Origin of the sequence: Neorhizobium sp. DAR64872/K0K18 (assembly GCF_050500175.1) — a bacterium.
In the GTDB taxonomy this organism is placed as follows: domain Bacteria; phylum Pseudomonadota; class Alphaproteobacteria; order Rhizobiales; family Rhizobiaceae; genus Neorhizobium; species Neorhizobium soli.
In genome coordinates, this window is record NZ_CP191446.1 from 1,608,826 (window position 1) to 1,633,548 (window position 24,723).

At 60.0% G+C, this 24,723-nt stretch carries 31 protein-coding genes and 1 tRNA gene; 12 read left to right on the top strand and 20 right to left on the bottom strand.

Translation table 11 applies throughout. The features are described from left to right. Positions 1 to 3: 3 nt before the first annotated feature. On the bottom strand, positions 4 to 285 hold the full coding sequence (locus tag ACQY1P_RS13405) for a hypothetical protein (RefSeq protein ID WP_062457067.1): 282 nt from the start codon (positions 283 to 285) through the stop codon (positions 4 to 6). A gap of 117 nt (positions 286 to 402) precedes the next feature. On the opposite strand from ACQY1P_RS13405, the gene crcB reads away from it, so the two are divergent. The 6 genes from crcB to ACQY1P_RS13435 all read left to right on the top strand — a co-directional run bounded on the left by crcB (position 403) and on the right by ACQY1P_RS13435 (position 4,287). After that, a complete protein-coding gene (gene crcB / locus ACQY1P_RS13410) occupies positions 403 to 780 on the top strand; it encodes a fluoride efflux transporter CrcB (RefSeq protein WP_062457064.1) in 378 nt (125 codons plus the stop codon). 38 nt (positions 781 to 818) lie between these two features. Then, positions 819 to 1,811 (top strand): RluA family pseudouridine synthase, encoded by a 993-nt coding sequence (locus tag ACQY1P_RS13415; protein ID WP_062457061.1) that lies wholly within the window; start codon positions 819 to 821, stop codon positions 1,809 to 1,811. Next, positions 1,808 to 2,461: an HAD-IA family hydrolase gene (locus ACQY1P_RS13420; RefSeq protein ID WP_062457059.1), complete on the top strand. Its 654-nt coding sequence runs from the start codon at positions 1,808 to 1,810 to the stop codon at positions 2,459 to 2,461. The genes ACQY1P_RS13415 and ACQY1P_RS13420 overlap by 4 nt, the downstream gene beginning before the upstream one ends. 9 nt (positions 2,462 to 2,470) lie before the next feature. After that, positions 2,471 to 3,262: an ATP12 family chaperone protein gene (locus ACQY1P_RS13425; RefSeq protein ID WP_430256604.1), complete on the top strand. Its 792-nt coding sequence runs from the start codon at positions 2,471 to 2,473 to the stop codon at positions 3,260 to 3,262. Positions 3,263 to 3,318: 56 nt separating this feature from the next. Then, a complete protein-coding gene (locus ACQY1P_RS13430; protein WP_430256605.1) occupies positions 3,319 to 3,810 on the top strand; it encodes a hypothetical protein in 492 nt (163 codons plus the stop codon). A gap of 93 nt (positions 3,811 to 3,903) precedes the next feature. Next, a complete protein-coding gene (locus tag ACQY1P_RS13435; RefSeq protein ID WP_430256606.1) occupies positions 3,904 to 4,287 on the top strand; it encodes a DoxX family protein in 384 nt (127 codons plus the stop codon). 54 nt (positions 4,288 to 4,341) lie between these two features. Here the strand turns inward: ACQY1P_RS13435 and fghA are convergent, their stop codons facing one another. The 9 genes from fghA to ACQY1P_RS13480 form a co-directional block, all read right to left on the bottom strand. Continuing rightward, positions 4,342 to 5,175, bottom strand: a complete 834-nt coding sequence (gene fghA, locus ACQY1P_RS13440) for an S-formylglutathione hydrolase (RefSeq protein WP_062457042.1) — start codon at positions 5,173 to 5,175, stop codon at positions 4,342 to 4,344. 26 nt (positions 5,176 to 5,201) lie between these two features. Continuing rightward, positions 5,202 to 5,873: a DUF1345 domain-containing protein gene (locus ACQY1P_RS13445; protein WP_430256607.1), complete on the bottom strand. Its 672-nt coding sequence runs from the start codon at positions 5,871 to 5,873 to the stop codon at positions 5,202 to 5,204. A 31-nt stretch (positions 5,874 to 5,904) separates the two neighbouring features. Beyond that, on the bottom strand, positions 5,905 to 6,351 hold the full coding sequence (locus ACQY1P_RS13450) for a YaiI/YqxD family protein (protein ID WP_430256608.1): 447 nt from the start codon (positions 6,349 to 6,351) through the stop codon (positions 5,905 to 5,907). Further along, a complete protein-coding gene (locus ACQY1P_RS13455) occupies positions 6,348 to 6,809 on the bottom strand; it encodes a GNAT family N-acetyltransferase (RefSeq protein ID WP_430256609.1) in 462 nt (153 codons plus the stop codon). The genes ACQY1P_RS13450 and ACQY1P_RS13455 overlap by 4 nt, the downstream gene beginning before the upstream one ends. Continuing rightward, positions 6,806 to 7,933, bottom strand: coding sequence for an S-(hydroxymethyl)glutathione dehydrogenase/class III alcohol dehydrogenase (locus ACQY1P_RS13460; RefSeq protein ID WP_062580660.1), 1,128 nt, complete (start codon positions 7,931 to 7,933; stop codon positions 6,806 to 6,808). The genes ACQY1P_RS13455 and ACQY1P_RS13460 overlap by 4 nt, the downstream gene beginning before the upstream one ends. Positions 7,934 to 8,038: 105 nt before the next feature. Continuing rightward, the gene (locus tag ACQY1P_RS13465) at positions 8,039 to 8,668 is read right to left on the bottom strand and encodes a GNAT family N-acetyltransferase (protein ID WP_244474042.1); all 630 of its coding nucleotides are present in this window, start codon (positions 8,666 to 8,668) and stop codon (positions 8,039 to 8,041) included. A gap of 41 nt (positions 8,669 to 8,709) precedes the next feature. Beyond that, positions 8,710 to 9,630: a DMT family transporter gene (locus tag ACQY1P_RS13470; protein WP_325265243.1), complete on the bottom strand. Its 921-nt coding sequence runs from the start codon at positions 9,628 to 9,630 to the stop codon at positions 8,710 to 8,712. 141 nt (positions 9,631 to 9,771) lie between these two features. Then, the gene (locus ACQY1P_RS13475; RefSeq protein WP_062580664.1) at positions 9,772 to 10,008 is read right to left on the bottom strand and encodes a hypothetical protein; all 237 of its coding nucleotides are present in this window, start codon (positions 10,006 to 10,008) and stop codon (positions 9,772 to 9,774) included. A gap of 145 nt (positions 10,009 to 10,153) precedes the next feature. Continuing rightward, positions 10,154 to 10,238: transfer RNA gene (locus ACQY1P_RS13480), tRNA-Leu, on the bottom strand. A 176-nt stretch (positions 10,239 to 10,414) separates the two neighbouring features. On the opposite strand from ACQY1P_RS13480, the gene lipB reads away from it, so the two are divergent. Continuing rightward, complete coding sequence (gene lipB, locus ACQY1P_RS13485) at positions 10,415 to 11,152, top strand: lipoyl(octanoyl) transferase LipB (RefSeq protein WP_430256610.1); 738 nt, start codon at positions 10,415 to 10,417, stop codon at positions 11,150 to 11,152. A 56-nt stretch (positions 11,153 to 11,208) separates the two neighbouring features. Here lipB and ACQY1P_RS13490 read toward each other — a convergent pair whose 3' ends face one another. Together ACQY1P_RS13490 and ACQY1P_RS13495 are read right to left on the bottom strand one after the other, a co-directional pair. Continuing rightward, the gene (locus ACQY1P_RS13490; protein ID WP_430256611.1) at positions 11,209 to 11,706 is read right to left on the bottom strand and encodes a BON domain-containing protein; all 498 of its coding nucleotides are present in this window, start codon (positions 11,704 to 11,706) and stop codon (positions 11,209 to 11,211) included. Positions 11,707 to 11,780: 74 nt separating this feature from the next. Next, complete coding sequence (locus ACQY1P_RS13495) at positions 11,781 to 12,272, bottom strand: peptide deformylase (RefSeq protein ID WP_430256612.1); 492 nt, start codon at positions 12,270 to 12,272, stop codon at positions 11,781 to 11,783. A 214-nt stretch (positions 12,273 to 12,486) separates the two neighbouring features. Between ACQY1P_RS13495 and mgtE the strand changes: the two genes are divergently transcribed. Further along, on the top strand, positions 12,487 to 13,905 hold the full coding sequence (mgtE, locus tag ACQY1P_RS13500; RefSeq protein WP_430256613.1) for a magnesium transporter: 1,419 nt from the start codon (positions 12,487 to 12,489) through the stop codon (positions 13,903 to 13,905). Positions 13,906 to 13,982: 77 nt separating this feature from the next. After that, positions 13,983 to 14,369 (top strand): MerR family transcriptional regulator, encoded by a 387-nt coding sequence (locus ACQY1P_RS13505; protein WP_092662576.1) that lies wholly within the window; start codon positions 13,983 to 13,985, stop codon positions 14,367 to 14,369. Between the two features lie 4 nt (positions 14,370 to 14,373). Here the strand turns inward: ACQY1P_RS13505 and ACQY1P_RS13510 are convergent, their stop codons facing one another. Both ACQY1P_RS13510 and ACQY1P_RS13515 read right to left on the bottom strand, forming a co-directional pair. After that, positions 14,374 to 15,363: a DUF1624 domain-containing protein gene (locus tag ACQY1P_RS13510; RefSeq protein WP_430256614.1), complete on the bottom strand. Its 990-nt coding sequence runs from the start codon at positions 15,361 to 15,363 to the stop codon at positions 14,374 to 14,376. Beyond that, the gene (locus ACQY1P_RS13515) at positions 15,360 to 16,091 is read right to left on the bottom strand and encodes a DUF599 domain-containing protein (RefSeq protein WP_430256615.1); all 732 of its coding nucleotides are present in this window, start codon (positions 16,089 to 16,091) and stop codon (positions 15,360 to 15,362) included. The genes ACQY1P_RS13510 and ACQY1P_RS13515 overlap by 4 nt, the downstream gene beginning before the upstream one ends. Positions 16,092 to 16,309: 218 nt before the next feature. Here ACQY1P_RS13515 and ACQY1P_RS13520 point away from each other — a divergent pair, with 218 nt between their 5' ends. Together ACQY1P_RS13520 and ACQY1P_RS13525 are read left to right on the top strand one after the other, a co-directional pair. Next, positions 16,310 to 17,710, top strand: coding sequence for an L-serine ammonia-lyase (locus tag ACQY1P_RS13520; protein WP_113110490.1), 1,401 nt, complete (start codon positions 16,310 to 16,312; stop codon positions 17,708 to 17,710). Positions 17,711 to 17,785: 75 nt separating this feature from the next. After that, positions 17,786 to 18,223, top strand: a complete 438-nt coding sequence (locus ACQY1P_RS13525) for a DUF1489 family protein (protein WP_430256616.1) — start codon at positions 17,786 to 17,788, stop codon at positions 18,221 to 18,223. Positions 18,224 to 18,242: 19 nt separating this feature from the next. On the opposite strand, the gene ACQY1P_RS13530 is transcribed toward ACQY1P_RS13525, so the two are convergent. The 6 genes from ACQY1P_RS13530 to ACQY1P_RS13555 all read right to left on the bottom strand — a co-directional run bounded on the left by ACQY1P_RS13530 (position 18,243) and on the right by ACQY1P_RS13555 (position 23,663). After that, on the bottom strand, positions 18,243 to 18,527 hold the full coding sequence (locus ACQY1P_RS13530; protein ID WP_062456991.1) for a hypothetical protein: 285 nt from the start codon (positions 18,525 to 18,527) through the stop codon (positions 18,243 to 18,245). 102 nt (positions 18,528 to 18,629) lie between these two features. Then, complete coding sequence (locus ACQY1P_RS13535) at positions 18,630 to 20,147, bottom strand: D-alanyl-D-alanine carboxypeptidase (protein WP_062456988.1); 1,518 nt, start codon at positions 20,145 to 20,147, stop codon at positions 18,630 to 18,632. A 118-nt stretch (positions 20,148 to 20,265) separates the two neighbouring features. Next, positions 20,266 to 20,958, bottom strand: a complete 693-nt coding sequence (locus ACQY1P_RS13540) for a hypothetical protein (protein ID WP_430256617.1) — start codon at positions 20,956 to 20,958, stop codon at positions 20,266 to 20,268. A 290-nt stretch (positions 20,959 to 21,248) separates the two neighbouring features. After that, positions 21,249 to 21,815, bottom strand: coding sequence for a transglutaminase-like cysteine peptidase (locus ACQY1P_RS13545; protein ID WP_430256706.1), 567 nt, complete (start codon positions 21,813 to 21,815; stop codon positions 21,249 to 21,251). 575 nt (positions 21,816 to 22,390) lie between these two features. After that, the gene (locus tag ACQY1P_RS13550; RefSeq protein ID WP_062456977.1) at positions 22,391 to 23,002 is read right to left on the bottom strand and encodes a PilZ domain-containing protein; all 612 of its coding nucleotides are present in this window, start codon (positions 23,000 to 23,002) and stop codon (positions 22,391 to 22,393) included. Positions 23,003 to 23,075: 73 nt separating this feature from the next. Beyond that, complete coding sequence (locus ACQY1P_RS13555; protein ID WP_430256618.1) at positions 23,076 to 23,663, bottom strand: PAS domain-containing protein; 588 nt, start codon at positions 23,661 to 23,663, stop codon at positions 23,076 to 23,078. A gap of 226 nt (positions 23,664 to 23,889) precedes the next feature. Here ACQY1P_RS13555 and ACQY1P_RS13560 point away from each other — a divergent pair, with 226 nt between their 5' ends. Then, positions 23,890 to 24,663, top strand: a complete 774-nt coding sequence (locus tag ACQY1P_RS13560) for a rhomboid family intramembrane serine protease (protein WP_430256619.1) — start codon at positions 23,890 to 23,892, stop codon at positions 24,661 to 24,663. The last annotated feature ends 60 nt before the right edge of the window (positions 24,664 to 24,723 follow it).

Consider the following 24,723-nt stretch of genomic DNA (forward strand, 5'->3'; position numbering starts at 1 on the left):
AGGTCACTCTTCCGTGTCACGATAGGCGGCTTCGGCCATCTGCAGCGATGCCTGCTGCTGCGGAGGCTGCTGGCCGGCATCGAGGAAATCGAGAGACAGGCTGGTCGCAAGCGTCATCGCCCCGGTGACCGTCGGATCGGTCGCACTCTGATCACGCGCAGAAGCGCGTTCGGCGACACGTTTGGCCTCACCAATTCTCGCTTTGACGGACAGTTGCGGCGGCGTTCTTAACGTCTCTATGGCGAGCGCTGCCATGCTTGCCGAAATTGTCGTCACCTGAACCATAGCAACCGCCTTCAACCCATTCGGCACATATGTAATAAGCGCCGAGTTTGCCGCGATTTAACCGAAATCCCGGCATTTTAACGGTAGGCACGATTTAGGACTTTTCTGGATATCTCGATGATCAATATCATACTTGTCGCACTGGGCGGCGCATTCGGTTCCGTCGCCCGCTACCTCGTGGGCGTCTGGACGCTGCGCCGGTTCGGGCCAAACTTTCCCTGGGGAACGCTGACCGTCAACATCGTCGGCTGTTTCGCAATCGGTTTGCTAAGTGAGGTGATTGCCCGGCGCCTCAACGCCTCGCCTGAGATGCGTCTCCTGCTGGTGACTGGATTTCTCGGCGGCTTCACGACATTCTCGGCCTTTTCGCTGGATGTCATCTCGCTCTTCGAGCGCGGCGCGACGGTAGCGGGGGCAAGTTATGTGATCGCAAGCGTTGGTGTGTCGCTGTGTGCGGTCTTTGCTGGGCTGGCGCTCGGGCGGGCAATGCTCTAAAGGGCAGGACTGATCACAGATAAGATGAAAGAGCTTTGATGGCAGGCATCGAGCATATCCGCGTCGAGGCGGACGAGGCAGGCATGCGCCTCGACCGTTGGTTCAAGATCCATTTCCCGGGTCTCGGCTTCGGCCCTCTACAGAAACTACTGCGCTCCGGACAGGTGCGCATCGACGGTGGCCGTGTAAAAAGCGACACCCGTGTTGAGCCCGGCCAGATGGTCCGCATTCCCCCGATGGATACCGACGCGAAGAACAGCGGGCCGATCGCGGGCAAGGATCTGAAGCACGCCGGCGACTACGAGCTTTTGCAGCGGATGATGCTGCATGAAGACGACAAGGTCTTCGTCCTCAACAAGCCCGCGGGTCTGGCTGTACAGGGCGGATCCGGCGTGACCCGCCATATCGACCAGATGATGGATGCCTTCACCAACAAGAGAGGCGAAAAACCGCGTCTCGTCCACCGGATCGACCGCGACACATCAGGTGTCCTCGTGGTTGCCCGCACACGCGGTGCGGCGCAGAAGCTGACCGCGGCATTCCGCGAACGCGATACCAAGAAGACCTACTGGGCGCTGGTCAAGGGCGTGCCGCGCAAGCGCGAAGACAAGATTTCCAACTGGCTCGTCAAGGAACAGACGCCCGACGGCGACCGCATGCGGATCGCCAGGCATGGTGAGGAGGGCGCCGATCACGCGGTCTCTTATTACCGCGTTTTGGAAACCGCAGCGCAGACAATGGCGTGGCTGGAGATGGAGCCCTATACCGGCCGTACGCACCAGCTGCGTGTCCATGCGCTGCATCTCGGTCACCAGATCATCGGCGATCCGAAATATTTCGACGACGATCACAACTGGCCGTTCCCGGGCGGCATCCAGAAAAAGCTGCATCTGCACGCGCGCCACATCGACATCCCGCATCCGGATGGCGGTCGTCTGCGGGTCACGGCTCCGCTGCCGCCGCACATGGTGCAGTCCTGGAACCTTCTGGGCTTCGACATGGAGAACGGTCGGCGGGAGGACCAGGAATGAAGCTTGTCCTGTTCGACTGCGACGGCACGCTGGTCGACAGCGCCGAACTGATCCACGAGACAATGCTGCGCACCTTCCGCCACTTCGGCAAGGCGGAACCCACATTGGCGCAGACCAAGTCGATCATCGGACTGACGCTCGACATCGCGATCGCCCGCATCGACGGCAAGCCGCATGCCGATGAAGAAGCCGTCGAGATGATGGCCTACTACAAGTCGCTCTTTTCCGTGGTGCGCCAGGATCTCGATTTCCGCGAGCCTTTGTTCGATGGCATAAAGGACCTGATCGAGACGATCGGACCGCGAGACGACCTGTTGATCGGCGCTGTCACCGGCAAATCCCGTCGCGGCCTCGACATGATCATGAACACGCACGGCTATGCAGACCATTTCGTCGTCAGCCGCACGGCAGATGATTGCCCGTCCAAACCACATCCGGCGATGGTCACCGAATGCTGCGACGCGACGGGCGTGTCGCCCGAAGACACTCTTGTCATTGGCGATGCGATCTACGACATGCAGATGGCAAAGGCGGCCGGTGCAACGGCAATCGGTGTTTCCTGGGGATACGCCTCGGTTGGCGAGCTTCAGAAGGCCGGAGCCGACCACATCGTCCATCATCCAAGCGAATTGCTGCCGTTGATCGGCTGAGGGTTTTCCATGCGCGACATACTATCCGACCCGAACGCCGGTTTGAGCCACGAAGACCCGACCCGGCGGGCACAGATCCAGATGCACAAGCCTCTGCCGAAGCGCTTCTACAAGGAAGTTTCGGTTGAGGAAGGCGAGGGCGACTACGCCATCCTTCTCGACGGTCGGCCGGTGAAGACACCCGCCAAGAACGCCTTGAGAATGCCGACCACACGGGTGGCCGAACTCGTCCGCGACGAATGGGCATCGCAGGTCGACGTGATCGATCCGCGCACGATGCCGGTGACACGGCTGGTGAACACCGCAATCGACGGCATTGCCGCCGACCCGCAGGCCGTGTTCGAGGACATCCTTCGCTTCTCGTCCAGCGATATGCTGTGCTACCGCGCAGATACGCCTGCAAACCTTGCGCTCCGTCAGGCCGAGCAGTGGGATCCCGTCCTCGACTGGGCCGCAAACGCGATCGGTGCGCGCTTCGAGGTGATCGAGGGTGTCATGCCCAAGGAGCAGCCTAAGGAAGCGATCGCCGCCCTTTCCGGGGTGTTGCGCAAATATGCGTCCCCGATCGAGCTTGCGTCTCTCCACACGGTGACATCGCTGACGGGCTCCGCAATCCTAGCGATTGCTTTCGCCGAAGGTGAGCTTTCCGTCGATGACACATGGCGGCTTGCGCATCTGGAGGAAGACTGGGCAATCGAGCATTGGGGATCCGATGCCGAGGCCGAACATCGCCGCGCAAAGCGGTTCGAAGAGATGCAGGCCGCTGCTGCGGTTTTTGACGCAACCACAGGGCGGACTTAATCCTTCTCTAACCCTGTTGGCGGAAGATCGGTACAGTCTGCGTATCGAGTTTTCCCATGCGTTCCGGTGTCCTGCGCCTAGCCCTGATCTTGACCCTGACGCCATCGCTGATGGCGTTTCGCATGCCGTTGGAAGATGGTGTGCGCAACAAGCTTCTCTACGACGTCAGGGGAGCTTTCGTGACGGCACGGCCCGACGTGCCACAGGGCCTCGTCATTGCCACCGACATGCTGATCGATGAGGCTGTCCGCTCGACGATGCGGCCGAGCATGCTGCCGCGAACCATCATCTCCGTTCGCATCGACCGCGCAGCGCCCGTTCCCGTCGTCTTCGGCCGGCGGCTGGAGGCGAGGGTCACGGTTCAGGCCGTCTCAGTCTCGACAGGTGAACCGGTCGCGACGGGCTCCTTCGAAACGTCGGTCTTCCTCTTCGGCAACAAGGATGCCGATGCAGCTCTTGCCAGAAAGATCGCCGACCGGGTGGCAAGCGAGTTCCGTCTGCGCAGCGGACATTCCGCAACCATCACATCTGCCCTGTTCGAGCCCTGATTCTCGACGAAATGCATTTGATTTCCGCAGGCAAACCGAGCTTAACTCGTTTGCTGCCGCGCAGCCGCGGCAATGCTACGAGAGGGATTTGACATGCAGTTTTTCAATAGTCTGGGACAATACCGTCCGCAGGCGCTCGCCGTGCTGCGGATCATTGCAGCCCTGCTCTTCATCGAGCACGGCACTATGAAGTTGTTCGGTTTTCCGGCACCGATGGGCGACGGTGCTTTGCCGCCGCTTCTGCTGATTGCAGCGCTGCTTGAAGTGGTCGGCGGCGCCTTGCTGGTTGTCGGCTTCAAGACCCGCCCGGTCGCGTTTCTCCTGTCCGGCCAGATGGCCGTCGCCTATTTCATGGCGCATGCCAGCAAGGGCTTCTGGCCGGCGCTGAACGGCGGCGAAGGCGCCATCCTGTTCTGCTTCATTTTCCTGTATCTCGTCTTCTCCGGCCCCGGTGCCTGGGCAGTCGACAAGAATTGAGATTTTACGCCCGCGAGCGATTGCGCGCGGGCGTCCTGATTCTCGAACGGGAGACTAGGCCAGACGCTCGGCGTGCCAGCGCAGATGGTCGTCCATGAATGTCGAGATGAAGAAGTAGGAATGGTCGTAGCGCTCATGCATCCTGAGCGTCAGAGCAATGTCCTTGCCCTCGATTGCCTGTTCGAACAGCCATGGCCGCAGGCCGCTATCGAGGAAGTTGTCGGCGTTGCCTTGATCGATCAGGAATTCCGGAAAATGCGCCCCGTCCTTCACCAGCGCGCAGGCGTCGTATGGCCGCCACGTTGACCGATCGGCACCGAGATATTTTTCGAGTGCCGGCGCAGACCAGTCGGCGGTTGTCGGCTCGACTATGGGCGCAAAGGCCGAGCAGCTCTTGAACCGGTCGGGGTTTTTGAGAGCAATCGTCATGGCGCCGTGACCCCCCATGGAGTGGCCGAAAATTCCCTGACGGCTCATGTCGACGCGGAATTGTTCGCCGATGAGGGCGGGCAGTTCCTGCGTGATGTAGGTGTACATCTGGTAGTTCTCGGCCCAGGGCTGCTGAGTTGCATCGAGATAAAATCCGGCACCCTTGCCCATCTGCCAGTTGGTCGCCTCATCCGCGACGTCGTCTCCGCGCGGGCTTGTGTCGGGGCAGACGATGACGAGACCGAGCTCTGCAGCCAGCCGGCGATACTCGCCCTTGTCCATCACGTTCTGATGGGTGCAGGTGAGACCCGACAGATACCAGAGAACCGGGCACGGCTGCGACACCGCCTGCGGCGGCACGAACACGGCAAAGGTCATATCGCATTTGCAGGCATCCGACGGATGCGAATAGACGCCCTGCATGCCGCCAAATGCGGTGTTCTGTGAGATGATCTTCATCGGTCATGTTCCTCGATGTTGGGACTTCAGCCGGCCAGCGAAACGACGGCATTGACCGCAGCGGCTACCAGCACCGTGTTGAAAAAGAAAGACACGACCGAGTGGAGGAGATTGATCCTGCGCATGTCGGTCGCCGTGATCGCGACATCGGACGTCTGGGCGGTCATGCCGATGATATAGCCGAAATAGAGAAACTCCCAGCCGCCCGGACGATCGGTTCCGGGAAAGTCGAGGCCGCCAACCGGGCCCTCGACCTTGTCGTCGCCGGGGCGCCAGTAAAGGTGGGCGTAGTGTAGGGCAAACATCATGTGCAGCGAAAACCAGCCGAGAATGACGGCGGCGAAGCCGACCATCACATCCAACGCACCTGACGTCTGCTTGTCGTTCATCGCTTCAAACAGCGTCACCAACGAAATCGCCGCCGCAGCAAGCGTGACGGCCAGGATAAGCGGTGCCGGTTCATCGGTGTTCTGGCCGCTTTTCTCGAAGCGGTCGGCGTCCAGATGCGGGATTCGGAATGCCATGAATCCAAGATAGACGACGAAAAAGACGATCGCCGTCAGCGCTGCGGCAAGCTCCGGCAGCTGCCAGATCAGCACAGGCAACGCGACGACTGCGACGATCGCCGACACGAAGAAGGGCCCATGCCGGCGGCGGCGCCAGTGCCACAGCGATGCCTTGCTCTGTTGTGTCGACATCCGCCCTCCCGTACCGCTTTGATAGCGCGGTCTAGCCGTTTGATTTGGCGCGCCGGCAGAGCCTGTCCAGCGTCTCCAGGAATTTGGATCGGTCGCGTGGCGAGAAGGCTGCGTTATAGCCCTTGCTTTCGCCCGCCTCGCGCAGATGCTGGCCAAGATCGCGCATGGCGCTCGCCATGCCGATATTGGTCTCGTCGAACACGCGCCCGGTCGGTCCCGTGACAAACGCACCGGCGGCCACACAACGCACGGCAAGCGGCACGTCGGCCGTGATGACGATGTCGGCAGGGCCGGCGCGCTCCGCGATCCAGTCATCGGCGGCGTCGAAACCGGCCGAGACGATGACGTTCTTCACCATCGGATCGCGGGACGGACGCAAGCCGGAATTGGCAACGAACGTCACCTCAAACGCGTGACGCTCCGCGACTTTAAGGATTTCCGCCTTCACGGGGCAGGCATCGGCATCGACATAGATCAAGGCTTTGCCCTCAGCATGTCCACATGCGGAATACCGTCCTCCAGATACTCCTCTGATATCGGCGAGAAGCCGAACGAGGCATAGAATTTCTGAAGATGCGCCTGCGCGGAAATCTCGATCGTTTCTCCGGGATAGGCCTGTTCGCAGGCGGCGATCAATTCGCGCATCAACGCTTCGCCGAGCCGCTTGCCCCGATGATCCGGCGAGACGGCAACGCGGCCGATGCGCGGATTGTCTGAGGGCTCCGGCCGCCAGATGCGGGCGCAGGCCAGCAGATCGCGGCCGTCGAGAAGACGCAGATGCAGACAGGCCGCATCGTTGCCGTCAAGTTCCGGATAGGGACAGGTCTGCTCGACGACGAACACGTCCACGCGCATTTTCATCATGGCATAAAGGTCGAGTGCGGAGAACTCTTCGAGTCTCCGCACGTCGGTCGTGTAGGACGGCCCGGTGGTCAATAGACCACCACGCCACGGATGCTTTCGCCCGAATGCATCAGCTCGAAACCCTTGTTGATGTCTTCGAGCGGCATTGTGTGGGTGATCATCGGATCGATCTGGATCTTGCCTTCCATGTACCAGTCGACGATCTTCGGCACGTCGGTGCGTCCACGGGCGCCGCCGAAAGCCGTGCCCATCCAGTTGCGGCCGGTGACCAGCTGGAACGGACGGGTCGAGATCTCCTGACCGGCGCCGGCAACGCCGATGATGACCGACTTGCCCCAGCCGCGGTGTGACGATTCGAGCGCCTGGCGCATGACCTTGGTATTGCCGGTGCAATCGAACGTGTAGTCGGCGCCGCCGATCAGATCGCCGTTGCGCTTGGTCATGTTGACGAGATAGGGCACGATGTCTTCGCCGACCTCTTTCGGGTTGACGAAATGTGTCATGCCGAACTTCTCGCCCCATTCCTTGCGGTCGGGATTGATGTCGACGCCGATGATCATGTCGGCGCCGGCAAGCCTCAGACCCTGCAGAACGTTAAGGCCGATGCCGCCGAGACCGAAGACGATCGCGGTCGAACCGATTTCAACCTTGGCCGTATTGATGACGGCGCCGATGCCCGTCGTGACGCCGCAGCCGATGTAGCAGATCTTGTCGAACGGCGCGTCGGGATTGACCTTGGCAACGGCAATCTCGGGCAGAACGGTGAAGTTGGAGAATGTCGAGCAGCCCATGTAATGGTGGATCTTGTCCTTGCCGATCGAAAACCGGCTGGTGCCGTCAGGCATCACGCCCTGGCCCTGCGTGGTGCGGATGGAGGTGCAAAGGTTGGTCTTGCGCGATGTGCAGGAATAGCACTCGCGGCATTCCGGCGTGTAGAGCGGAATGACGTGGTCGCCCTTCTTGACCGAGGTGACACCCGGTCCGACATCAACGACGATGCCGGCGCCTTCATGGCCGAGGATGGCGGGGAAGAGGCCTTCCGGATCCGCACCCGACAGGGTGAAATCGTCGGTATGGCAGATGCCGGTCGCCTTGATCTCGATCAGCACTTCGCCGGCGCGAGGGCCTTCCAGCTGTACGGTCATCACTTCGAGCGGTTTGCCAGCCTGAACGGCTACGGCGGCGCGGACATCCATGGTGTCACTCCATTCTATCTATAAGATTCTGCCGGGACTTTTGCACGGCAAGTGGTTCGGGCTCAAGCCGGAAGACGGTATGAATAGTCGCAATCGGGTGATCGCTCAGGGCTCGATGATCGGCGCCTGCGGCGATGCGCTGCGCGGCACCAGGCCTGTCAGCCGCACATCATCGACGACTTCGACCATCATCTTGAAGGGTTTGAAGCCGGAGCGCTGGTAAAATGGCAGAGCGTGAGACGAATCAAGGTGGCAGGTGTGAACCCACAAGCGCGAGATCGGGCGCGACCACGCCTTTTCGATAGCAGCATTCATCAGGAACCGGCCGGCCCCCTTGCCGATCGTACCGGCGGCAAGACCGAAATAGCCGATCTCACATTCGCCTTCCTTGCGAAAATCGAGTTCCAGAAGCCCAACCGCGCGATCGCCATCCATCAGGGCATGAACTTCGATCAGTGGGTCTTGAAGGATAGCGGAAAGCTCGCTGTCATCCATGATGAGGCGCGAGGTCCACATCCAGTGTTCGCCGACTGATCTGTAGAGCGCGCGATAATCCGCGATCGACGGCGACGGCCAGTGTTCGACGGTGAGTGATCCTGCAGGAGGATTGGAACCGGGTTCCGGTCGTTCCTGCATCTCCAGACAGGTCACCACGGTGGCGATCATTCCCGGCGGAACATTGGAATATCCGCTGAGAAGCATGGGATTGTCAGGGGACATCGGGTCTTGGCTCATGAGGTCTTTTCACGATGTTTGATGGTTGTTGTCAACGAAGGTCACGCAGGCACGAGCTGTTTCGACTGGGCGTGTTCGCGCCAGATGATGAACAGGCCCGAGGCCACGATGATGAGGATGCCGAACCATTTCGATGCCGTCGGAAAGTCACCGAACAGCGCATAGCCAAGCACGGTCGCCGAGATGATCTCGAAATACTGGAAGGGCGCGAGCAGCGACAGGGGTGCCATCCTGAACGCCTTGACCACGAGCAGATGCATGTATCCCGAGATCGAACCCAGTACGACCAGCAGCAGCAACCCGAGCGCGGAGGCGGGCAGGGACGGCTCGAAGTCCGCCACGCCGAAACTGCTTCCAGCAGTCATCGCGAGGCCCATGAAGACGGTGCCGCCGAGGCCGGCAATGGTTTGCATCACCAGCGGCGAATCACTCTCACCGATGGCGCGGTTGAGAAACAGATAGAGCGTGAAGAGAAAGGCGCAGGCGACCGGCAGAAGCGCCGTCCAGCCGAATATCGAATAGCTCGGCTGGATCACGATCATCGCACCGCCGAATCCGACGACGATAGCAAGCCAGCGCCGCCAGCCGACCCTTTCTCCAAGAAAGATGGCAGACATCATCGTCAGCATGAACGGTTCGACGAAGTAGATCGCGAACACGTCGGCAAGCGGCATATATTTGACGGCGGCAAAAAACATCAGGCTTGCCGACGCATGCAACGTGCCGCGCAACAGGTTCATCCACGGGCGGTTCGCATGGATGAGCGACCGGGCGGTAAGCAGTGCCAGCGGCAGCAGGCTCAGGAACTGGAACAGGAACCGATAGAAGGTGACCTGTCCGGGCGACATGTGCTCGAAATTCGCCATGTATTTGGCGATGGCATCCATGACAGGCAGAATGGCCATACACGAGGCCATGATCGCCATGCCCTTGAGCGGGTTTTCGGAAGTCTTTGGGGGCATTGGCCTGCGCTTTCAATTGAACCTGAGTTCAAACACAGGCTGACCTTGTCGGCAAGCCGCAGGTGCGGGCACATCAGCAACGCTTGACGCTGCAAGCACCGGAAAACATATCCGATGCTCGGAAGTCGAGGTCGCGGTATGTTAGGCCGCGAGTTCCGTGGTCTCGCCGTGCTCGATGAGAAGGCGCGGGGAGGTCATATCGCCCGTCTCTTCGTCCACCATCACAGAATAGGCTGCGACACCGATGACGCGCACCGACATGGCCGTCGCGATCTTCTCGGCGGAGGCCGCGTTCGAGGCTTGGCGCATTTCACCGGGGACGACGTGGCCGCGGTTCTTCTTGAATTGGAGAACGATGAATTTTTCTGCGGTTGCCATGTTACGCTCCTGTGTTGTTCTGTTTATGTTCCATAAGGAGCAAGAAGTCAATTCGTTTGTGAAGATGTGAATTGGGTGACATGACGAGGCTTGAAACGTCGCTTGACGCCAGAAACGAAAAAACCCGGCCGAAGCCGGGTTCTTTTGGTGCGGTCGAGAAGACTCGAACTTCCACGGGTTGCCCCACAGCGACCTCAACGCTGCGCGTCTACCAATTCCGCCACGACCGCATCCGTGGTAGAGCCGAATTGCTCCGGCGAGCGAGCATGTAGCAAAAGGATTTGGGGTGCACAAGTGCGTCGTGACAGATTTTTGAAGGATTTAAACGGGTTGGGGATAACCTTATATAAAGTCCCGGAAAACAAGGCTCTTGCCGCCCTTGTTCGCTTTTGACAGAAGACTGGCCATGCTGACACGCACCGATCTCAATCTCTCCATGCTGCCGCAAGCTGACTCTCCGCCCGTAAGATGGCGGGTTTCGGACGAACTCGTGCCTTACGACGTGGCGATCGCCACGATGGAGGCGGAGGTTGCAGCCATTGCCGACGGCCATGCCGACGAACTCGTCTGGCTGCTGGAGCATCCGCCGCTTTATACTGCAGGAACCAGTGCACAGACCGCCGATCTCATCGAGCCGGATCGGTTTCCCGTATTTGCGACGGGTCGCGGCGGAGAATACACCTATCATGGCCCGGGCCAGCGCGTTGCCTACGTCATGCTGGACCTGAAGCGCCGGCGTCAGGACGTTCGAGCCTATGTGGCGGGCCTCGAGGAGCTGGTCATCCAGACGCTCGACATGATGAACGTTCGCGGCGAGCGGCGCGAGGATCGTGTTGGCGTATGGGTGAAGCGGCCTGACAAGCCCACCATGTTCGACGGGTCGGTGACCGAGGACAAGATTGCCGCACTGGGTATTCGCCTGCGCCGCTGGGTGAGCTTTCACGGTCTGTCGCTCAACGTCGAGCCCGACCTGTCGCATTTCTCCGGCATCGTGCCTTGCGGTATAACTGGATATGGTGTGACCAGCCTGGTGGATCTCGGCCTGCCGGTCATGATGACGGATGTCGATATCCGGCTTCGTGAGGCTTTCGAGCAGATCTTCGGCCCGACAGTGAACGAACGAGAACAGGTCACCTCACGGTGACCTGTGCAATCGTCTGATGGTTGGAAGCGACGGTCATAACGACCGGCGTGCAGGTCTCAGTCCTCGTCGGGCATACGTCCATCGACGCCGCCAGCGCGCAAGTTGTTGACGACGGATTTCACGCCGGCAAAGCTCTTTACCTTGGCAGCAATGATGCGCACGGCAGATGCCTCGTCGACCAAGCCTTCGAGCGTGACCTCTCCGTCATCGACATGCACGTCGATGGCATCCATCATGGCGATATCGAGCGACTCGATCGCGTCCGTGATGCGCTCCTCGAGATCGTCTGATTCTTCGACCCCGATCGTTGCGGGCGTATCGCTGTCGACAAGCCGTTCCTGCTGCCCGTCGGCCTCGATGCCTTCGACCTGGTAGCCTTCGTTACGATCGCTTTCGAAGTTCGCAGCAGGCTCGCCATAGGCGGCGTTGCCGACCGGACGCGCACCGGCACCGGCTGCATCGTCATAAGGCCAGCCTTCGTCGATGTTGCGGTCGTCGTAATCGCGGAAATCTTCTTCGCGGGAAATATCGTCGGGCTTGCGGGTGGCGGGCATTGTGGTTCCTTCCGTAAGGTTCGTCAGTCGGTAGAGGGTTGCCTCGATAACCGTCAGGAACAGCCTTGGTTCCTCTACCGACCTTTTTCCCACTTGCGGACCAACCGGTCGCGTTTCAACCTCGATAGACGCTTCAGCCAGAAGACGCCGTCCAGCTGATCGATCTCATGTTGCATGCAGACGGAGTAAAAGCCCGTGGCGTCCTCTTCTGCGTGCGTCCCGTCCAGGCGCTGATAGCGGAACCGGATCATGGCGGGACGCTCGACCTCTTCGGTCGCACCTGGCATGGATACGCTTCCCTCGGTGTAGCGCATTACCTGCTCACCGAACGAAAGGATTTCCGGGTTGGCATAAAAGCGCGGACCGTCTTTCGCCGACAGTTCGAGCACGACAAGCCGGATGTGAACCCCGACATGCGCGGCGGTGATTCCGACGCCCGGTGCAGCCCGCATGGTGGCGAGCAGATCCTGCGCGAACGTCTCGAGTGCTGCGTCGAACACGGTAATCGGCTGACACGGCTTTGACAGGCCGGGATCCGGATATCGCAATATCGTCAGGGGTGCCATTCGTTATCCTTCCTCGTCTCTCAAGCGTTCCCATTGGCATGGCGAGAACCGTTTCGCCACAGATGTTTGACCATTGCGCACTGGACCATCCCGACCATTTGCTCTAGCTGGAATGAAGCGGCAAACGCGTTCGATCTAAGACGGTTATCTGGTTGTTGAAAATCAGTTTCTGCCGTTATCTTCAACCTGCGAGATGCGGATAGCGAGGGCGGCAATGAGCGATATCGGCGAAGAGACCCGCGGTCGCAGCAAGGCCAACGAACCGGCCCACGACATCTATACCGAAGAAGGCGCGGTTCGTCCCGATTTCCTCGCGAGGGTCGGGGCTGCAATCGCCGATCGCGATGTTCTCTACCTGCGCCAGCATGTAGCGCGCCTGCACGAATCCGAACTCGGCGACCTTCTCGAATCGATCATGCCCGACCAGCGCCGGGCGATGGTTCGGCTGCTGGGCACCGACTTCGACCTGACGGCTCTGACCGAGGTGGACGAGGCGATCCGTATGGAGATCGTCGAGCATATGTCAAACGCGCAGATCGCTGCGGGTATTGGCGGTCTCGATTCCGACGACGCGGTCTACATTCTCGAAGATCTCGACAAGGAGGATCGCGAAGAGATCCTCGCGCAGCTGCCGTTTACGGAACGGGTTCGCCTAAGGCGGGCACTCGACTATCCGGAAAGCTCGGCCGGACGCCGCATGCAGACCGAATTCGTGGCCGTGCCGCCGTTCTGGACGGTGGGCCAGACGATCGATTACATGCGCGAAGATGAAGGCCTGCCGGAAAGCTTTACGCAGGTCTTCGTCATCGACCCGACCTTCAAGCTGCTCGGCGTCATCTATCTCGACCGCATCCTGCGCACCAACCGGCAGGTGAAGATCGAGACGATCATGCGGGAGACCAACTATCCGATCCCCGCCGATATGGATCAGGAAGAGGCAGCACAGCTCTTCGAGCAATACGACCTTCTCTCGGCCGCCGTCGTCGATGAAAACGGCAGGCTGGTCGGGGTGCTGACGATCGACGACATCGTCGACGTGATGCAGGAGGAAGCGGAAGAAGACATCATGCGCCTCGGCGGCGTCGGTGATGAAGAACTGTCCGACACCGTCGTCGATATCTCTCGATCGCGCGTGCCCTGGCTGCTCGTCAACCTCCTGACCGCTTTCCTGGCGGCGTCGGTGATCTCGCTGTTCGAGGCTACGATCGAAGAAGTGGTCGCACTCGCGATCCTGATGCCGATCGTCGCCGGCATGGGCGGCAATGCGGGGTCGCAGACGATGACGGTCACGGTGCGCGCCATCGCGACCCGCGATCTCGATATCCACAATGCCTGGCGCGTCGCGCGGCGTGAAATCTGCGTCGGCCTGATCAATGGGTGTCTGATCGGCACACTCGTCGGGCTGGTGGCGGGCTTCTGGTTTCAGGATCCGAATATCGGCGGACTGATTGCGACGGCGATGCTCATCAACATGGTCGCGGCCGCCAGCGCCGGTCTGATGGTTCCGATTCTCCTCAACCGGGCAGGGGCGGATCCCGCCGTTTCCTCCGCGGTCTTTGTGACTGCGATCAGCGACACGACCGGGTTCTTCTCGTTTCTGGGCCTCGCCACTTGGTGGTTTGCGATCGGGTAACGAGAGCAGCAAACATCCGAAAAATTGACTGTTACGTAAAAGTCAATTATTTGAGGCAGAAATGTCAGGATGTGGCCGTGAACAAATATTACAGCATCACCGAGTTGACCCGCGAGTTCGGCGTTTCCACGCGCACCTTGCGCTTCTATGAAGACGAGGGCCTGATCCATCCGGAGCGCCGCGGACGTACGCGTCTTTTCAGGGCTGCAGACCGCCGTCTGATCATGGAAATTCTCCGTGGACGTCGCATCGGCTTTTCCATCGCGGAGATCCGCGAGATCGTCCAGATCTACAAGGAGCCTCCGGGCGAAATGGGCCAGCTCAAGCTTCTGATGAAGAAGGTTGACGAGAAGCGCGATGACCTGCGCCAGAAGCGCAAGGACATCGAGGAAACGCTGCTCGAGCTCGATAACGTCGAGGAGGCCTGCCTGACCCGTCTCGCCGAAATCGGCGTCGGCACCTGAACTCTCAGGGAGGCGGCGAAGCGATGGCGCATTCCTGTGCGATCATCTGGATCCGGTCGTCCTGTGGCGTGATCACGCCTGACTGCATGGGCGTCATGAGGTTCTGGCCAATCAGCCGATCGGCCGTGCAGGTGCAGAACGCGCGGCAGATGTTGGCGTCGGCATTCTCTATGCAGCCCCTCTCGCAGCTCAAGATGTAACCTTTGCGGACATCCGGCGGCGGAGCGGGGTGGACCAGCGAGAAGAGATAGACGAGACCGATCAGGATCGGCTGATGCACGAGATAGATCAGCAGGCTGTGCTGACCGGCCTTTGAGAGTAGGTTCTGTCTTGTCTGGACCTTCGCAATGCGCGGCAGCACGTTTCGTGTCATCAGGAACTTGGTTGCGGCGACGCCTGCAAGAAGAGCGGCAACCCAGGGAAACAACGGCACGTAATCGTTCGAACGGGGCGGAGCCTCGGCGAAGCCCATCCAGGCGAGCCAGCGCGTGTCGAACAGAGCCGAATCGAGAGTTCCCGGCATAGCGACGTAATCGACCAGCATCAGAACCGCGATCATCGCGGCGACCGCAGCCGTGAGCGCCGGAGGAAGCCGCAGGAACGCCAGGCCGATAAGGCTCGACAGGGCGATGTTATGCAGAATGCCGAAATAGATCCATTCGCCCGGGAAGGCGACGAATGTCGCGACGCTGATGGCAAGGGCTGCGCCGACAACGATGCCGAGCCGTTTCGCAAAGGACTGCCAGCGGAGCTGCGGCGTATGTGCAAGGACCAGACTGACGCCGGCGAGAAACAGAAACGAACTGGCGATCAGTCGCGCATAGATCTTGAAGAAACCCTGCGTCGCTGTTCCCGGATCGAGATAGCCGAAGAATTCGAGATCCCAGGTGAAATGATAGGTCGCCATGGCGATCAGTGCCACGCCGCGCAGCGTATCGATCAAGACAATGCGCGGCACGCGGGGGGCATTGGGTTGGATCTCTGATGATGTCACGTTCGCATGTCCCGCTCTTGTTTGTCTTTGGTGTCGCTCACCGGGTCCATCAGCGCGAGACGGGCGTCGGAGAAATACTGGCGGCGTGTCAGAACGAAGACCACGATCGCGGTCATCGCCATGAACATGTAGGGCCCGGCGAACCAGCCCAGGTAGCCGATGGAAAGAAACAGCGCCCGAAGGCCGGCATTGAAGTGGCCGGCGGCGATCATGTTCATCTGGATGACTTGGTCTGCGGCGATCTCAGCTTTGGCGCGATCGGCATTCGTGTCGTGCATCATCGGCAAAGCGCCGAACAGGATGGTGCAGTAGTTGAACAGACGGTAGGCCCAGCCGAATTTGAAGAAGGAATAGCCGAACAGCACCGTCAGACCGGCAACCTTGAGCTCGAACGCGGTGCGCCCGCCGTAATAGACAAAGGGCAGATTGCTGAACACGTCCTCCACCTTGTCGGTCGAGCCAAGCAGCGCAAAGCAGCCACCAATCGCGAAGATCGAGGTCGAGGCGAAAAAGGCCGTCCCGTTCTGCAGACCGGCCAGGATTTGCGTGTCGATCATCTTGAGATCGCGCCGAAGCGAGTTGTAGATCCAGTTCCGACGCCGCTCCGCCATGGCCCGGTTAAGGCTCAAGCGCGGGAAAAAGCGACTGCCAGACCCCGCTGTGAGCCAGGAATAGAGGGCCCACAGGGCGAGAAACAGTGCCAGCGCGATATAGTCCGCAGTCGTCATGGGTCTCGCCACAAATCGTGTATGCCTCGTTTCGTCTTGCTTTGTTTCGGCTGTCCGGGCAAGAGGCGTGTGCCTGGTATAGGTTTTTGCAACACCTATCTGTGGAGCGTGTCTCTGTGATGCATGTCGCTCGTGTCCAAGCGGATGTCGGGTCATCGCCTGAGCCGAACTCAGGTTTGGCGTAGCCTCTGCCCAAACGAACGGTCCCGTGAACAATCATGTTTCTTTCAGTTTTCGACGTTTTCAAAATCGGTATCGGTCCTTCCAGCTCGCACACGATGGGGCCGATGTCGGCAGCCAATCGGTTTCTGGAGCTCCTCCTTTCCAATGACTGGCCACGCCCGACGGGTGCTGCCGTCGCGGCGCTGAAGGTCAGCCTCCACGGGTCGCTTGCCTTTACCGGCATTGGGCACGGAACGGGCAGGGCAGTTATCCTCGGTCTTGTCGGCGAAGAGCCGCACAGCGTGGATCCCGATCGGATGGACGCGATCATTGCAGACGTCGAACGCACCGGTCGCGTCACCCCGCCGGGCCACCCCAGCTACGAGTTCAGGCCGGCAACGGACCTGATCTTCGACAAGAAGCAGCCGCTGCCCGGCCATGCCAACGGCATGAGCTTCTCGGCGCTGGATCGGGACGGACGGCTGCTCTTGAAGCGCATCTACTATTCGATCGGCGGCGGCTTTGTCGTGACCGACACCGAACTGGAGGCAATGCGGGCGTCCAAGAAGACGGCAAGCGATGCGCGCGTGCCCTATCCATTCTCGTCCGCCAAACAGATGCTCGAAATGTCGCAGGGTTCTGGCCTGACGATTGCCCAGATGAAACGCGCCAACGAGCTGACAAAGATGAGCGCGGCCGAACTCGACGAAGGCGTCGACCGGATCTGGGACGCGATGAGGAATTGCATTGATCGCGGTCTGAAGGTCGACGGCATCATGCCGGGTGGCCTCAAGGTGAAGCGCCGTGCGCGGGCGATCCACGACCGCCTTAACGAGGAATGGCGCAGCAATCGGCTCAACCCGCTTCTCGCCAATGACTGGCTTTCGGTCTATGCGATGGCGGTCAACGAAGAGAATGCCGGTGGTGGCCGTGTCGTGACCGCGCCGACCAACGGTGCCGCTGGGGTCATTCCAGCCACGGTTCGCTATTATCTGCATTTTCACGACGACGCGACGCAGGAAGACATCCGTACCTTTCTTCTGACCGCGGCAGCGATCGGCGGCATCATCAAACACAATGCCTCGATTTCTGGTGCCGAAGTCGGTTGCCAGGGTGAAGTCGGGTCGGCTGCGGCCATGGCCGCTGCGGGTCTCGCCGCCGTTATGGGCGGTTCGCCGGAGCAGATCGAAAATGCTGCGGAGATCGCGCTCGAGCATCACCTCGGCATGACCTGCGATCCCATTGCAGGCCTCGTCCAGGTGCCGTGTATCGAGCGCAATGCGCTTGGCGCCGTAAAGGCCGTGACGGCGGCATCTCTGGCGCTGAAGGGTGACGGCAGCCATTTCGTGCCGCTTGACGCCTGTATTGAAACCATGCGCCAGACTGGCATGGACATGAGCGAGAAGTACAAGGAGACCTCGACCGGCGGGCTTGCCGTGAACGTGGTCGAGTGCTGAGAGCTTCCTGTGGGGCGTTGTCCGTTTTGAAAGATCCGACTTGACCCGGCGCAGTCCTTGCGGCTTTGAACGGACATGGCTCTACATCTGATCAAGCTCTGCGTCGGCGCCGACTCCATCCAGGACCTGAGGGACTGGGTGGCCGAGCGGTCTCTGACCGCCATGTCCGCCGGCCTTGAACCCCACAGCATCCACACGACGCGAATGATGCCGAAGCGCGTGGAAGAGCTCGTCGATGGCGGGTCGCTCTACTGGGTGATCAAGGGGCAGGTCTCTGCGCGCCAGAAGCTTCTGGAGGTTCGCACAGTTAAGGGCGAGGATGGTATCGGCCGTTGCCAGCTGGTGCTCGGTCCCGAAGTCATCGAAACCGCGCCGATGCCGAGGCGGCCATTTCAGGGCTGGCGTTATCTTCTCGATAACGAGATCCCGAAGGACCTCGGCGGACTGGGAGATGATGTCACCCAGCTGCCGGAAGAGTTGCGGCGACACCTCGCCGAACTCGGTCTTCTCTAGCTATTCAGCCCAGTCTCAGTCAGCGAAGTCTCAAACGGACCGATGCGCGTCCGGCACGCAGCCCGACATGCAGATGGATCTGAGCCGGTGGCTGCGACTGGCGCCACGCACGCGCTCCGTGGCTGAGCAGCAGGGTGACGAGATCCTTGGTCTTTTCGCGGGAACGCGAAGAGAGGTTCATTCCCGCCATTCCCATTCCCGCAAGCCGCATGGCCGCTTCGTGCAGCGGATTGAGCGCAATGCCGCGGGCCTTGGACTTCGTCGCGTTGGCGACGAAGCCGATACTGTTTTCATTCATTCCCATAGGAAACCCCGTTTACGCATTACTATCGAGATTTCACTGCGCCGGCGGATACAAAACACGGTGGCTGGCGCAGCTTTTTTCAGTGGTCGTCTGATGGGCCGATTACTGTATCGACGCCCAGCAGTTCACGCCTTTCTTCTTCAGGATATTGCAGGCATCGATCGCGGACTTCTGGTCGCCGAAGCCCCCGAAACGTGCCCGATAAACCTGGCCGCCATTGGTGCTGAAGGCGACTGTGAAGGGTTTGGCGGAACGCAATACCTTGCCGCCTTTATCCTGCGCATCCTGCAGGAGTTCGTTTGCCATCGAAGGATTGGGCGAGACGCCAATCTGGATGACCCAACCGGACACATCACCCTTGAGAGACACCTTGGGCGTATCGCGGGTCGATGCCGTGGTGACGGAATCGATTGCCGCCATTTCGGTCCGCTCGCCGGCGCCACTGCGCTTCGGAACATATTCCGGGGCGGGGGTCGGGACAGCGCCAGAACCGAGCATTGCGGAGTTCATCGCTGCCGAAGCCGTCCGCTTCTGCGACGGTTCGCCGAGATAGGCAGTCGCAGCAGGTGCTGCCGTCTCGTCATAGCGAGCGCCGGGCATGGGGCCACTGTTAGGAAGGTCGAGAGCCGAAACCTGACGGGCATCGGATACTGCAGCAGCGACACGCGGCTGGCTTGCGACGGGAAGCGATGGTGTCGGAACCGGAGCGGACGGAGCCTGCGAGATCAGGTTGCTCTGACCGCCGCGGGACGCTTTCGGAAGGTATTCGGCAACGAGCTTGCGCATGGTCGCATCACGAGCGGCGCTGGAGCGGCCACCGAGCACGACTGCAACGATCGAGCGACCGTCGAGCTGTGCCGACGTTGCCAAATTGCTGCCGGCTGCGCGGGTATAACCGGTCTTGATACCGTCGACGCCGCGGACAGTCCCGACCAGGCGATTGTGGTTGCCGATCGTCTGCTTGCCGAAATTGAAAGTGCGGATGGAGAAGTAACCGTAATACTGCGGAAAATGCTGGCGAAGAGCGATGCCGAGACGCGCCTGATCACGTGCAGTCGTCATCTGCGCCGTGTTGGGCAGGCCGTGTGCGTTCCGATACGTCGTACGCGTCATGCCGAGGGCGCGTGCCTTGTTCGTCATCATCTGCGCAAAGCGGTCTTCGGATCCACCGACGAACTCGCCGAGTGCTGTCGCCATATCATTGGCCGACCGCGTAACGAGTGCACGGATCGCCTGATCGACATTGATGGCGCCGCCGGGGCGCACACCCAGTTTCGAAGGCGGCTCGGACGCAGCATGCGCAGAAACCGGAACCTTGGTGTCAAGCGTGATACGACCAGCCTCGAGCGCTTCGAAGGTCAGGTAAAGCGTCATCATCTTCGTGAGCGAAGCTGGATAGCGAAGACCATCCGGATCCTCGCCGTAAAGAACCTTTCCAGACTTGGCGTCGACGACGATCCCTGCATATTTCGGATCGGCATGCGCCGGACTGGCGAGGCTCGAAAAGGCCAAGATCACCGTAAAAAGACAACCGAGAAATTTTCCCGGCACTGCCACGCGTCCCTTGGGGAGGATTGTGGAAAACATGCTCTTCGACACTGCCGCACTCATCGCTTGCATGGTGGTTGTATTACGTCCGGGCTCAGCGCCCCCGATGGGCCCGTTGTCAGGCAATCTAGGGGAACAGCGTTACCAAGAGGTTTATGATGAACGTTTGGTTGCTTCGCAGAGGACCATTTTACCGATTGACCTGCGTTACCGGGTGCCCGGTCACGAGGCGGGTTTGGACAAATGTCCGAACTCCGGCGTCAATCTTCTGCCAGTCGCGCAAAAGCACGCTCGAGAATCGATAAAGCACGGTCAGATCCTGCCCGACTCGGATATCGCGCTGGCAGTCGCCGCTGGTAGGGCGCTCTCCCGCCGATGGAAAAAGGCAACGCACGGCGTAGGGGGAGGCGGCACCAGGCTGTGCGCCCGTCAGAATCACCTCGTTCCCGTAACCGCTGTCCGCCCGGAGGCGATGCAGTGTCAGCCCATGCTCAGCCGGTTCGGCCGGGCCTTCGAAAAGTCCCTCGTAGATCGGCTGAAGCCGCCCCGACATGTCGCGCGACATGGTGCTCTGCGACATCTGTACGAAGATCAGAGATGTCGGCTGGGAGACGGTGTCGAATCGCGCCCGATTGGTGGCGCTGTAGCCCGTCATTTCCGGCCAGGTCAGATAGAGATCCGCCCGTTCAGTTGGACCGCTCCGTCTCTGCTCTTTGAAACGGAGCGTGTTGGCTGAAAGCTGGATCGTATCCTGCCCGATCACCAAGTCGAATGTCTCGGTGCTCTCGGAATGGCCACCCAGCATCATCCGCTCGCCGAGCCATCGGCCGCCAACGCTGATGGCGCTGGTCACTATGCCAAGCGCAACCACGATGCCGGTCATCTTGTACAGGGTTCGCCTGGATAGAAGCGGGCTGTCCGTTTCACTAAGGCTGTCGGGTTGCATGCGGCCGGGCTCTCGTCACTGGAGTGGCCGGCGGACCGAACGAGGGGTGCGACCGCGCCGGCAGCGATACCGCCATTGTTGCGGATTTGTGGTTAATGGATCGTTAGTCATAGTCGCGCGACAGCGGTGAGCGCCATAAACGGAAACGCCGGCAGGATACCTCCTCGGAGGCCCTGCCGGCGTTCTGAATGATGACATGGTCGATCATCCGTCGGGGTAATCTTGTCTTACTGGCTGACGCTGCCGACTGCGGTGGCCCGGCCGTCCTGGAGCTTGACCCAACGCGCCGGATCATCGGTCGCCTGGCGCTTCAGGTATGTGTATTCCGTATCGGTCCAGATCATGACCTTGTTGCGCATGTTGTCGAGGACGAAGTCGCCGCGATCGGTGCGGACGGTCAGGACTGCATGACCTTCGCCATTCGGCTGCAGCACGACCGTGATCAGGAGGTTGGAAGGCGAAATGCCCTGCTGCGTCAGCATCTTCCGCTTCAGGAGCACGAAGTCCTCGCAGTCGCCGACGGTCCGCGGGTATGCCCAGCGCTCTTCGACGCCGTAGATTTCCTGGTCGGTCATCGGTGTGATCGAGGTGTTGACCGTGTAGTTGACGTCGAGGATCGTGCGCCAGGTGTCTTCGGTGAGTGCCACGGGGCCGGCGTCCTTGTAGGATGCCACGCATTCGCTCGTGTAGGTCTTGCAGAATTCGTAATGACCGATCGGCGGGTTTGCCTTGCCGATAACGCGCATGGCGCCGGATGGCATCGCAAAGGACTGGACGGTCATGAAGCCGATCATTGCAGCGGCGGCGATTGCGAATGCGAGAGCTTTACGGCAGTTCATTTTTCTTGTCTCCCCGTTGTGGGGAAACAATGCCTCAGACCCTTTGATCGACCGCAAAATACCGCAGTAAAATCAGATGCTTATTCTAATCAACTTTGGCGAAAATACGCGTCGAATTCGACGTGCTTTTTCATAAAATACGCACTGCTTTTTCGGCGAATTTGCATAAAATGCGAGGTAAATTTGACCTATCCGCTCCTATCTCCCTGATACTGCATCGCTTTGATGAAACGTGACATCATCGAAAGGTGAGCGAAGTCTTCGATCTGCCTGTGCCTGTTGCTTTGCTTCGCCGCGTTCCGGGACGAAATCGCGACCAAAACAGCCCGTTTCGCCGCCTAAAACCGCGCGAAAAAAATCCCGAAAAGGCACAAAATAATTCTGGCCACGTGTTTTTTCGGGATTTTGGTGTGTCGGACCAGCAAGTCCAGCGCCGCTGACGATGGCGGTGATCGTAATAATTCACGCCGGAGCAGACACAGCACAACTCAGCTGCGGGCAGGCCGGTTAGAAAATGGATATGATGAGGCTTAGAGGAACTCGGTCAGCGCTTCGCGGGACTGGACCGAGTGAAACTCGATCGCGACGCCTTCCATGAAATGACGCACCACGCGTCCGCGCATGTTTCCGAGGCGTAGCGGGGTCCCGATTGACGGACGGGTCTCGATGTCGACAGCCGCACCGGAAAGCGATAGGTCAAGCAGCCGGCACGGATAGCGGCGCCCGTCGTCGAGAGTAATCTCCGAACGGGTGTTGCGCGGGGTGAGACGATCGTGGCGACGGTCCTCCGGCAGCCCGAGTTCATGCTTGTTGGCGATCCAGGTCAACTGTGCGGCAAGTTTTTCGCGCTTGCGGTCGGTCGCGTTGATCATCATCAGGAAGCCGCCGCCGGCAACACTGAGAACTGTCCCTTCAAGGCGGCCGACGTGATCGAGATAGGCGATGACCCGCTCGTTGGTCCGTGGACGACCGGCACACTGGAAGCTGACGTCCCCGGGGGACATCTCGATCGCGGTGCAGGCATATTCCTCATGGTCGGCCAGCATCAAGCGGCCGCCGATGTTCACGGAGACGCGTTGGAATGAGCGCTGCGCTGCAGTTGCTTGCGAAACGGATGCCTGAGACGAGGTGCCGGAAAACATGGATGAGCGCTTTTTCAGCTAGAGTCCTAGCCTACATTAGCGACAGGGCGTTAATATATGGTTCCCGAAGCCGTCATTGTGGGAAGAAGCTCGCCGGCAGGAAGCGGCGCAGAAGTCCTGACTGGACCAACTGCGGCTGGTCATGCCCGCAGACGGACAACCCGCCGGTTTCATCGCTTTCGACAAAGCCCCAATCTTGAAGATGCAGCCCACTTGCCGGTCTGACTGCCACCGGGAACGGGCCGTCGGCAGGCAGAAGTGCTCCGAGTACCCGGTCGCTTCCGGTTTCGGAAGAGCGAAGCGGCATCATCAGCATTTCGCATTCGATTGACGTGCCGGCTACGTTCAGGACTACGTCGGCAATCGCGGGTTTCTCATGGACGAGGATCTGCATGACGACCTCCTGGGCGCGATCGTTTTCTTCGAGATCCCAGATCGTGCGGAACGGCATTCCGCGAAACTCGCCACCGAACAACTCGCATAACCGCGTTCCCGCAAGCCGAAACGTCAATTGGTCGTCTGCCTCGTTTGCGACGATGAAGAGATGAGGCAGAAATCTGCGCAGGGCGACCGGATCGATCTCGTTGCGCATGGGAGGCAACCGCCCGTCGCACAGACCTGTCCAGTATTCGAAGATTTCCGTCGTAGCCGGATTTCGCATTCGCTTTCCCGTGATCCATTTCGAGACGCTTCATCCCGTGCTGAACCGCTTTCTAAGGCACAACACGAGGGTCAGCCTTAACGCTGCGAAAACCATGCCAGAGCGGTGAGCCTAGACGAAAGAATGTCGAACCCGGCGACTAAGTGCTTGTATCCGGTGCTATCTGCAGCTTTTCTTCAGGCGGGTCGTCCTGTAAGCCTGACGCTTCAACAGGGAAGGAATTGTGATGAGCGACAGGCAAGACCTGCCGGGTGCCACGAACGATACGGACAGGGATGCGGACACCATCGACGACCAGTCGTCGCAGCCAGTTTTCAATCTTCCCCGAAGTCTGGTGATCACGGTCCTGTTCCTGGCCGTCGTCTATCTTGTCGATGCTTACTTGCTCGACGAGGAGGCGCAGATCTCGGTGCTGATGTGGTTCGCCTTCACGCCCGTACGCTACGTCGTTCCGTTTGCGGAGCAGAATTTTGAATGGCTGTGGACGCCTGTCACCTATTCCTTCCTGCATGGCGGTATCGAGCATATCGGCTTTAACGCACTCTGGCTGGTTGCCTTTGGAGCGCCGGTCGTGCGTCGCATCGGAACTCTCCGCTACGTGCTGTTCTGGATTTTCTCGGCAGCGGCGGCAGCTTTCTTCCACGCCGGCCTGCATTGGGGCGACCAGACGCTGCTCGTCGGCGCTTCAGGCGTCGTCTCAGGCTTGATGGGCGCCGCGTGCCGGTTCGCGTTCCCGGACGGCCGCGGATACGACCGCAGTTTCGGCCATCTCCATCCACGTCAGTCCATACTCGGCTCTTTCCGGAACCGGACAGTGGTGATTTTCACGGCGATGTGGTTCTTCGGAAACGTGCTTGTCGCCATCGGTCTGCCGCTGATTGGATCGGATGTCGGAGAGATCGCCTGGGATGCTCATATCGGTGGCTTTCTCTTCGGCTTTTTGTTTTTCGGCCTGTTCGACAGGATTGCCGCCGATGACCAACCATTGGCGCCCGCTTGATCTCCAGTTGCTGTCGTCTTAAACTTCGCGCCGAGGGACTGTGCCGCAAACGTCTTTGAG

What these genes read in the sequence shown, in the direction of transcription:
- ACQY1P_RS13405 (WP_062457067.1), bottom strand. Translation starts at nt 285, where the DNA reads ATGGTTCAGGTGACGACAATTTCGGCAAGCATGGCAGCGCTCGCCATA.
- crcB (WP_062457064.1), top strand. Translation starts at nt 403, where the DNA reads ATGATCAATATCATACTTGTCGCACTGGGCGGCGCATTCGGTTCCGTC.
- ACQY1P_RS13415 (WP_062457061.1), top strand. Translation starts at nt 819, where the DNA reads ATGGCAGGCATCGAGCATATCCGCGTCGAGGCGGACGAGGCAGGCATG.
- ACQY1P_RS13420 (WP_062457059.1), top strand. Translation starts at nt 1,808, where the DNA reads ATGAAGCTTGTCCTGTTCGACTGCGACGGCACGCTGGTCGACAGCGCC.
- ACQY1P_RS13425 (WP_430256604.1), top strand. Translation starts at nt 2,471, where the DNA reads ATGCGCGACATACTATCCGACCCGAACGCCGGTTTGAGCCACGAAGAC.
- ACQY1P_RS13430 (WP_430256605.1), top strand. Translation starts at nt 3,319, where the DNA reads ATGCGTTCCGGTGTCCTGCGCCTAGCCCTGATCTTGACCCTGACGCCA.
- ACQY1P_RS13435 (WP_430256606.1), top strand. Translation starts at nt 3,904, where the DNA reads ATGCAGTTTTTCAATAGTCTGGGACAATACCGTCCGCAGGCGCTCGCC.
- fghA (WP_062457042.1), bottom strand. Translation starts at nt 5,175, where the DNA reads ATGAAGATCATCTCACAGAACACCGCATTTGGCGGCATGCAGGGCGTC.
- ACQY1P_RS13445 (WP_430256607.1), bottom strand. Translation starts at nt 5,873, where the DNA reads ATGTCGACACAACAGAGCAAGGCATCGCTGTGGCACTGGCGCCGCCGC.
- ACQY1P_RS13460 (WP_062580660.1), bottom strand. Translation starts at nt 7,933, where the DNA reads ATGGATGTCCGCGCCGCCGTAGCCGTTCAGGCTGGCAAACCGCTCGAA.
- ACQY1P_RS13465 (WP_244474042.1), bottom strand. Translation starts at nt 8,668, where the DNA reads ATGAGCCAAGACCCGATGTCCCCTGACAATCCCATGCTTCTCAGCGGA.
- ACQY1P_RS13470 (WP_325265243.1), bottom strand. Translation starts at nt 9,630, where the DNA reads ATGCCCCCAAAGACTTCCGAAAACCCGCTCAAGGGCATGGCGATCATG.
- ACQY1P_RS13475 (WP_062580664.1), bottom strand. Translation starts at nt 10,008, where the DNA reads ATGGCAACCGCAGAAAAATTCATCGTTCTCCAATTCAAGAAGAACCGC.
- lipB (WP_430256610.1), top strand. Translation starts at nt 10,415, where the DNA reads ATGCTGACACGCACCGATCTCAATCTCTCCATGCTGCCGCAAGCTGAC.
- ACQY1P_RS13490 (WP_430256611.1), bottom strand. Translation starts at nt 11,706, where the DNA reads ATGCCCGCCACCCGCAAGCCCGACGATATTTCCCGCGAAGAAGATTTC.
- ACQY1P_RS13495 (WP_430256612.1), bottom strand. Translation starts at nt 12,272, where the DNA reads ATGGCACCCCTGACGATATTGCGATATCCGGATCCCGGCCTGTCAAAG.
- mgtE (WP_430256613.1), top strand. Translation starts at nt 12,487, where the DNA reads ATGAGCGATATCGGCGAAGAGACCCGCGGTCGCAGCAAGGCCAACGAA.
- ACQY1P_RS13515 (WP_430256615.1), bottom strand. Translation starts at nt 16,091, where the DNA reads ATGACGACTGCGGACTATATCGCGCTGGCACTGTTTCTCGCCCTGTGG.
- ACQY1P_RS13520 (WP_113110490.1), top strand. Translation starts at nt 16,310, where the DNA reads ATGTTTCTTTCAGTTTTCGACGTTTTCAAAATCGGTATCGGTCCTTCC.
- ACQY1P_RS13525 (WP_430256616.1), top strand. Translation starts at nt 17,786, where the DNA reads ATGGCTCTACATCTGATCAAGCTCTGCGTCGGCGCCGACTCCATCCAG.
- ACQY1P_RS13530 (WP_062456991.1), bottom strand. Translation starts at nt 18,527, where the DNA reads ATGGGAATGAATGAAAACAGTATCGGCTTCGTCGCCAACGCGACGAAG.
- ACQY1P_RS13535 (WP_062456988.1), bottom strand. Translation starts at nt 20,147, where the DNA reads ATGCAAGCGATGAGTGCGGCAGTGTCGAAGAGCATGTTTTCCACAATC.
- ACQY1P_RS13540 (WP_430256617.1), bottom strand. Translation starts at nt 20,958, where the DNA reads ATGACCGGCATCGTGGTTGCGCTTGGCATAGTGACCAGCGCCATCAGC.
- ACQY1P_RS13545 (WP_430256706.1), bottom strand. Translation starts at nt 21,815, where the DNA reads ATGATCGGCTTCATGACCGTCCAGTCCTTTGCGATGCCATCCGGCGCC.
- ACQY1P_RS13550 (WP_062456977.1), bottom strand. Translation starts at nt 23,002, where the DNA reads ATGTTTTCCGGCACCTCGTCTCAGGCATCCGTTTCGCAAGCAACTGCA.
- ACQY1P_RS13555 (WP_430256618.1), bottom strand. Translation starts at nt 23,663, where the DNA reads ATGCGAAATCCGGCTACGACGGAAATCTTCGAATACTGGACAGGTCTG.
- ACQY1P_RS13560 (WP_430256619.1), top strand. Translation starts at nt 23,890, where the DNA reads ATGAGCGACAGGCAAGACCTGCCGGGTGCCACGAACGATACGGACAGG.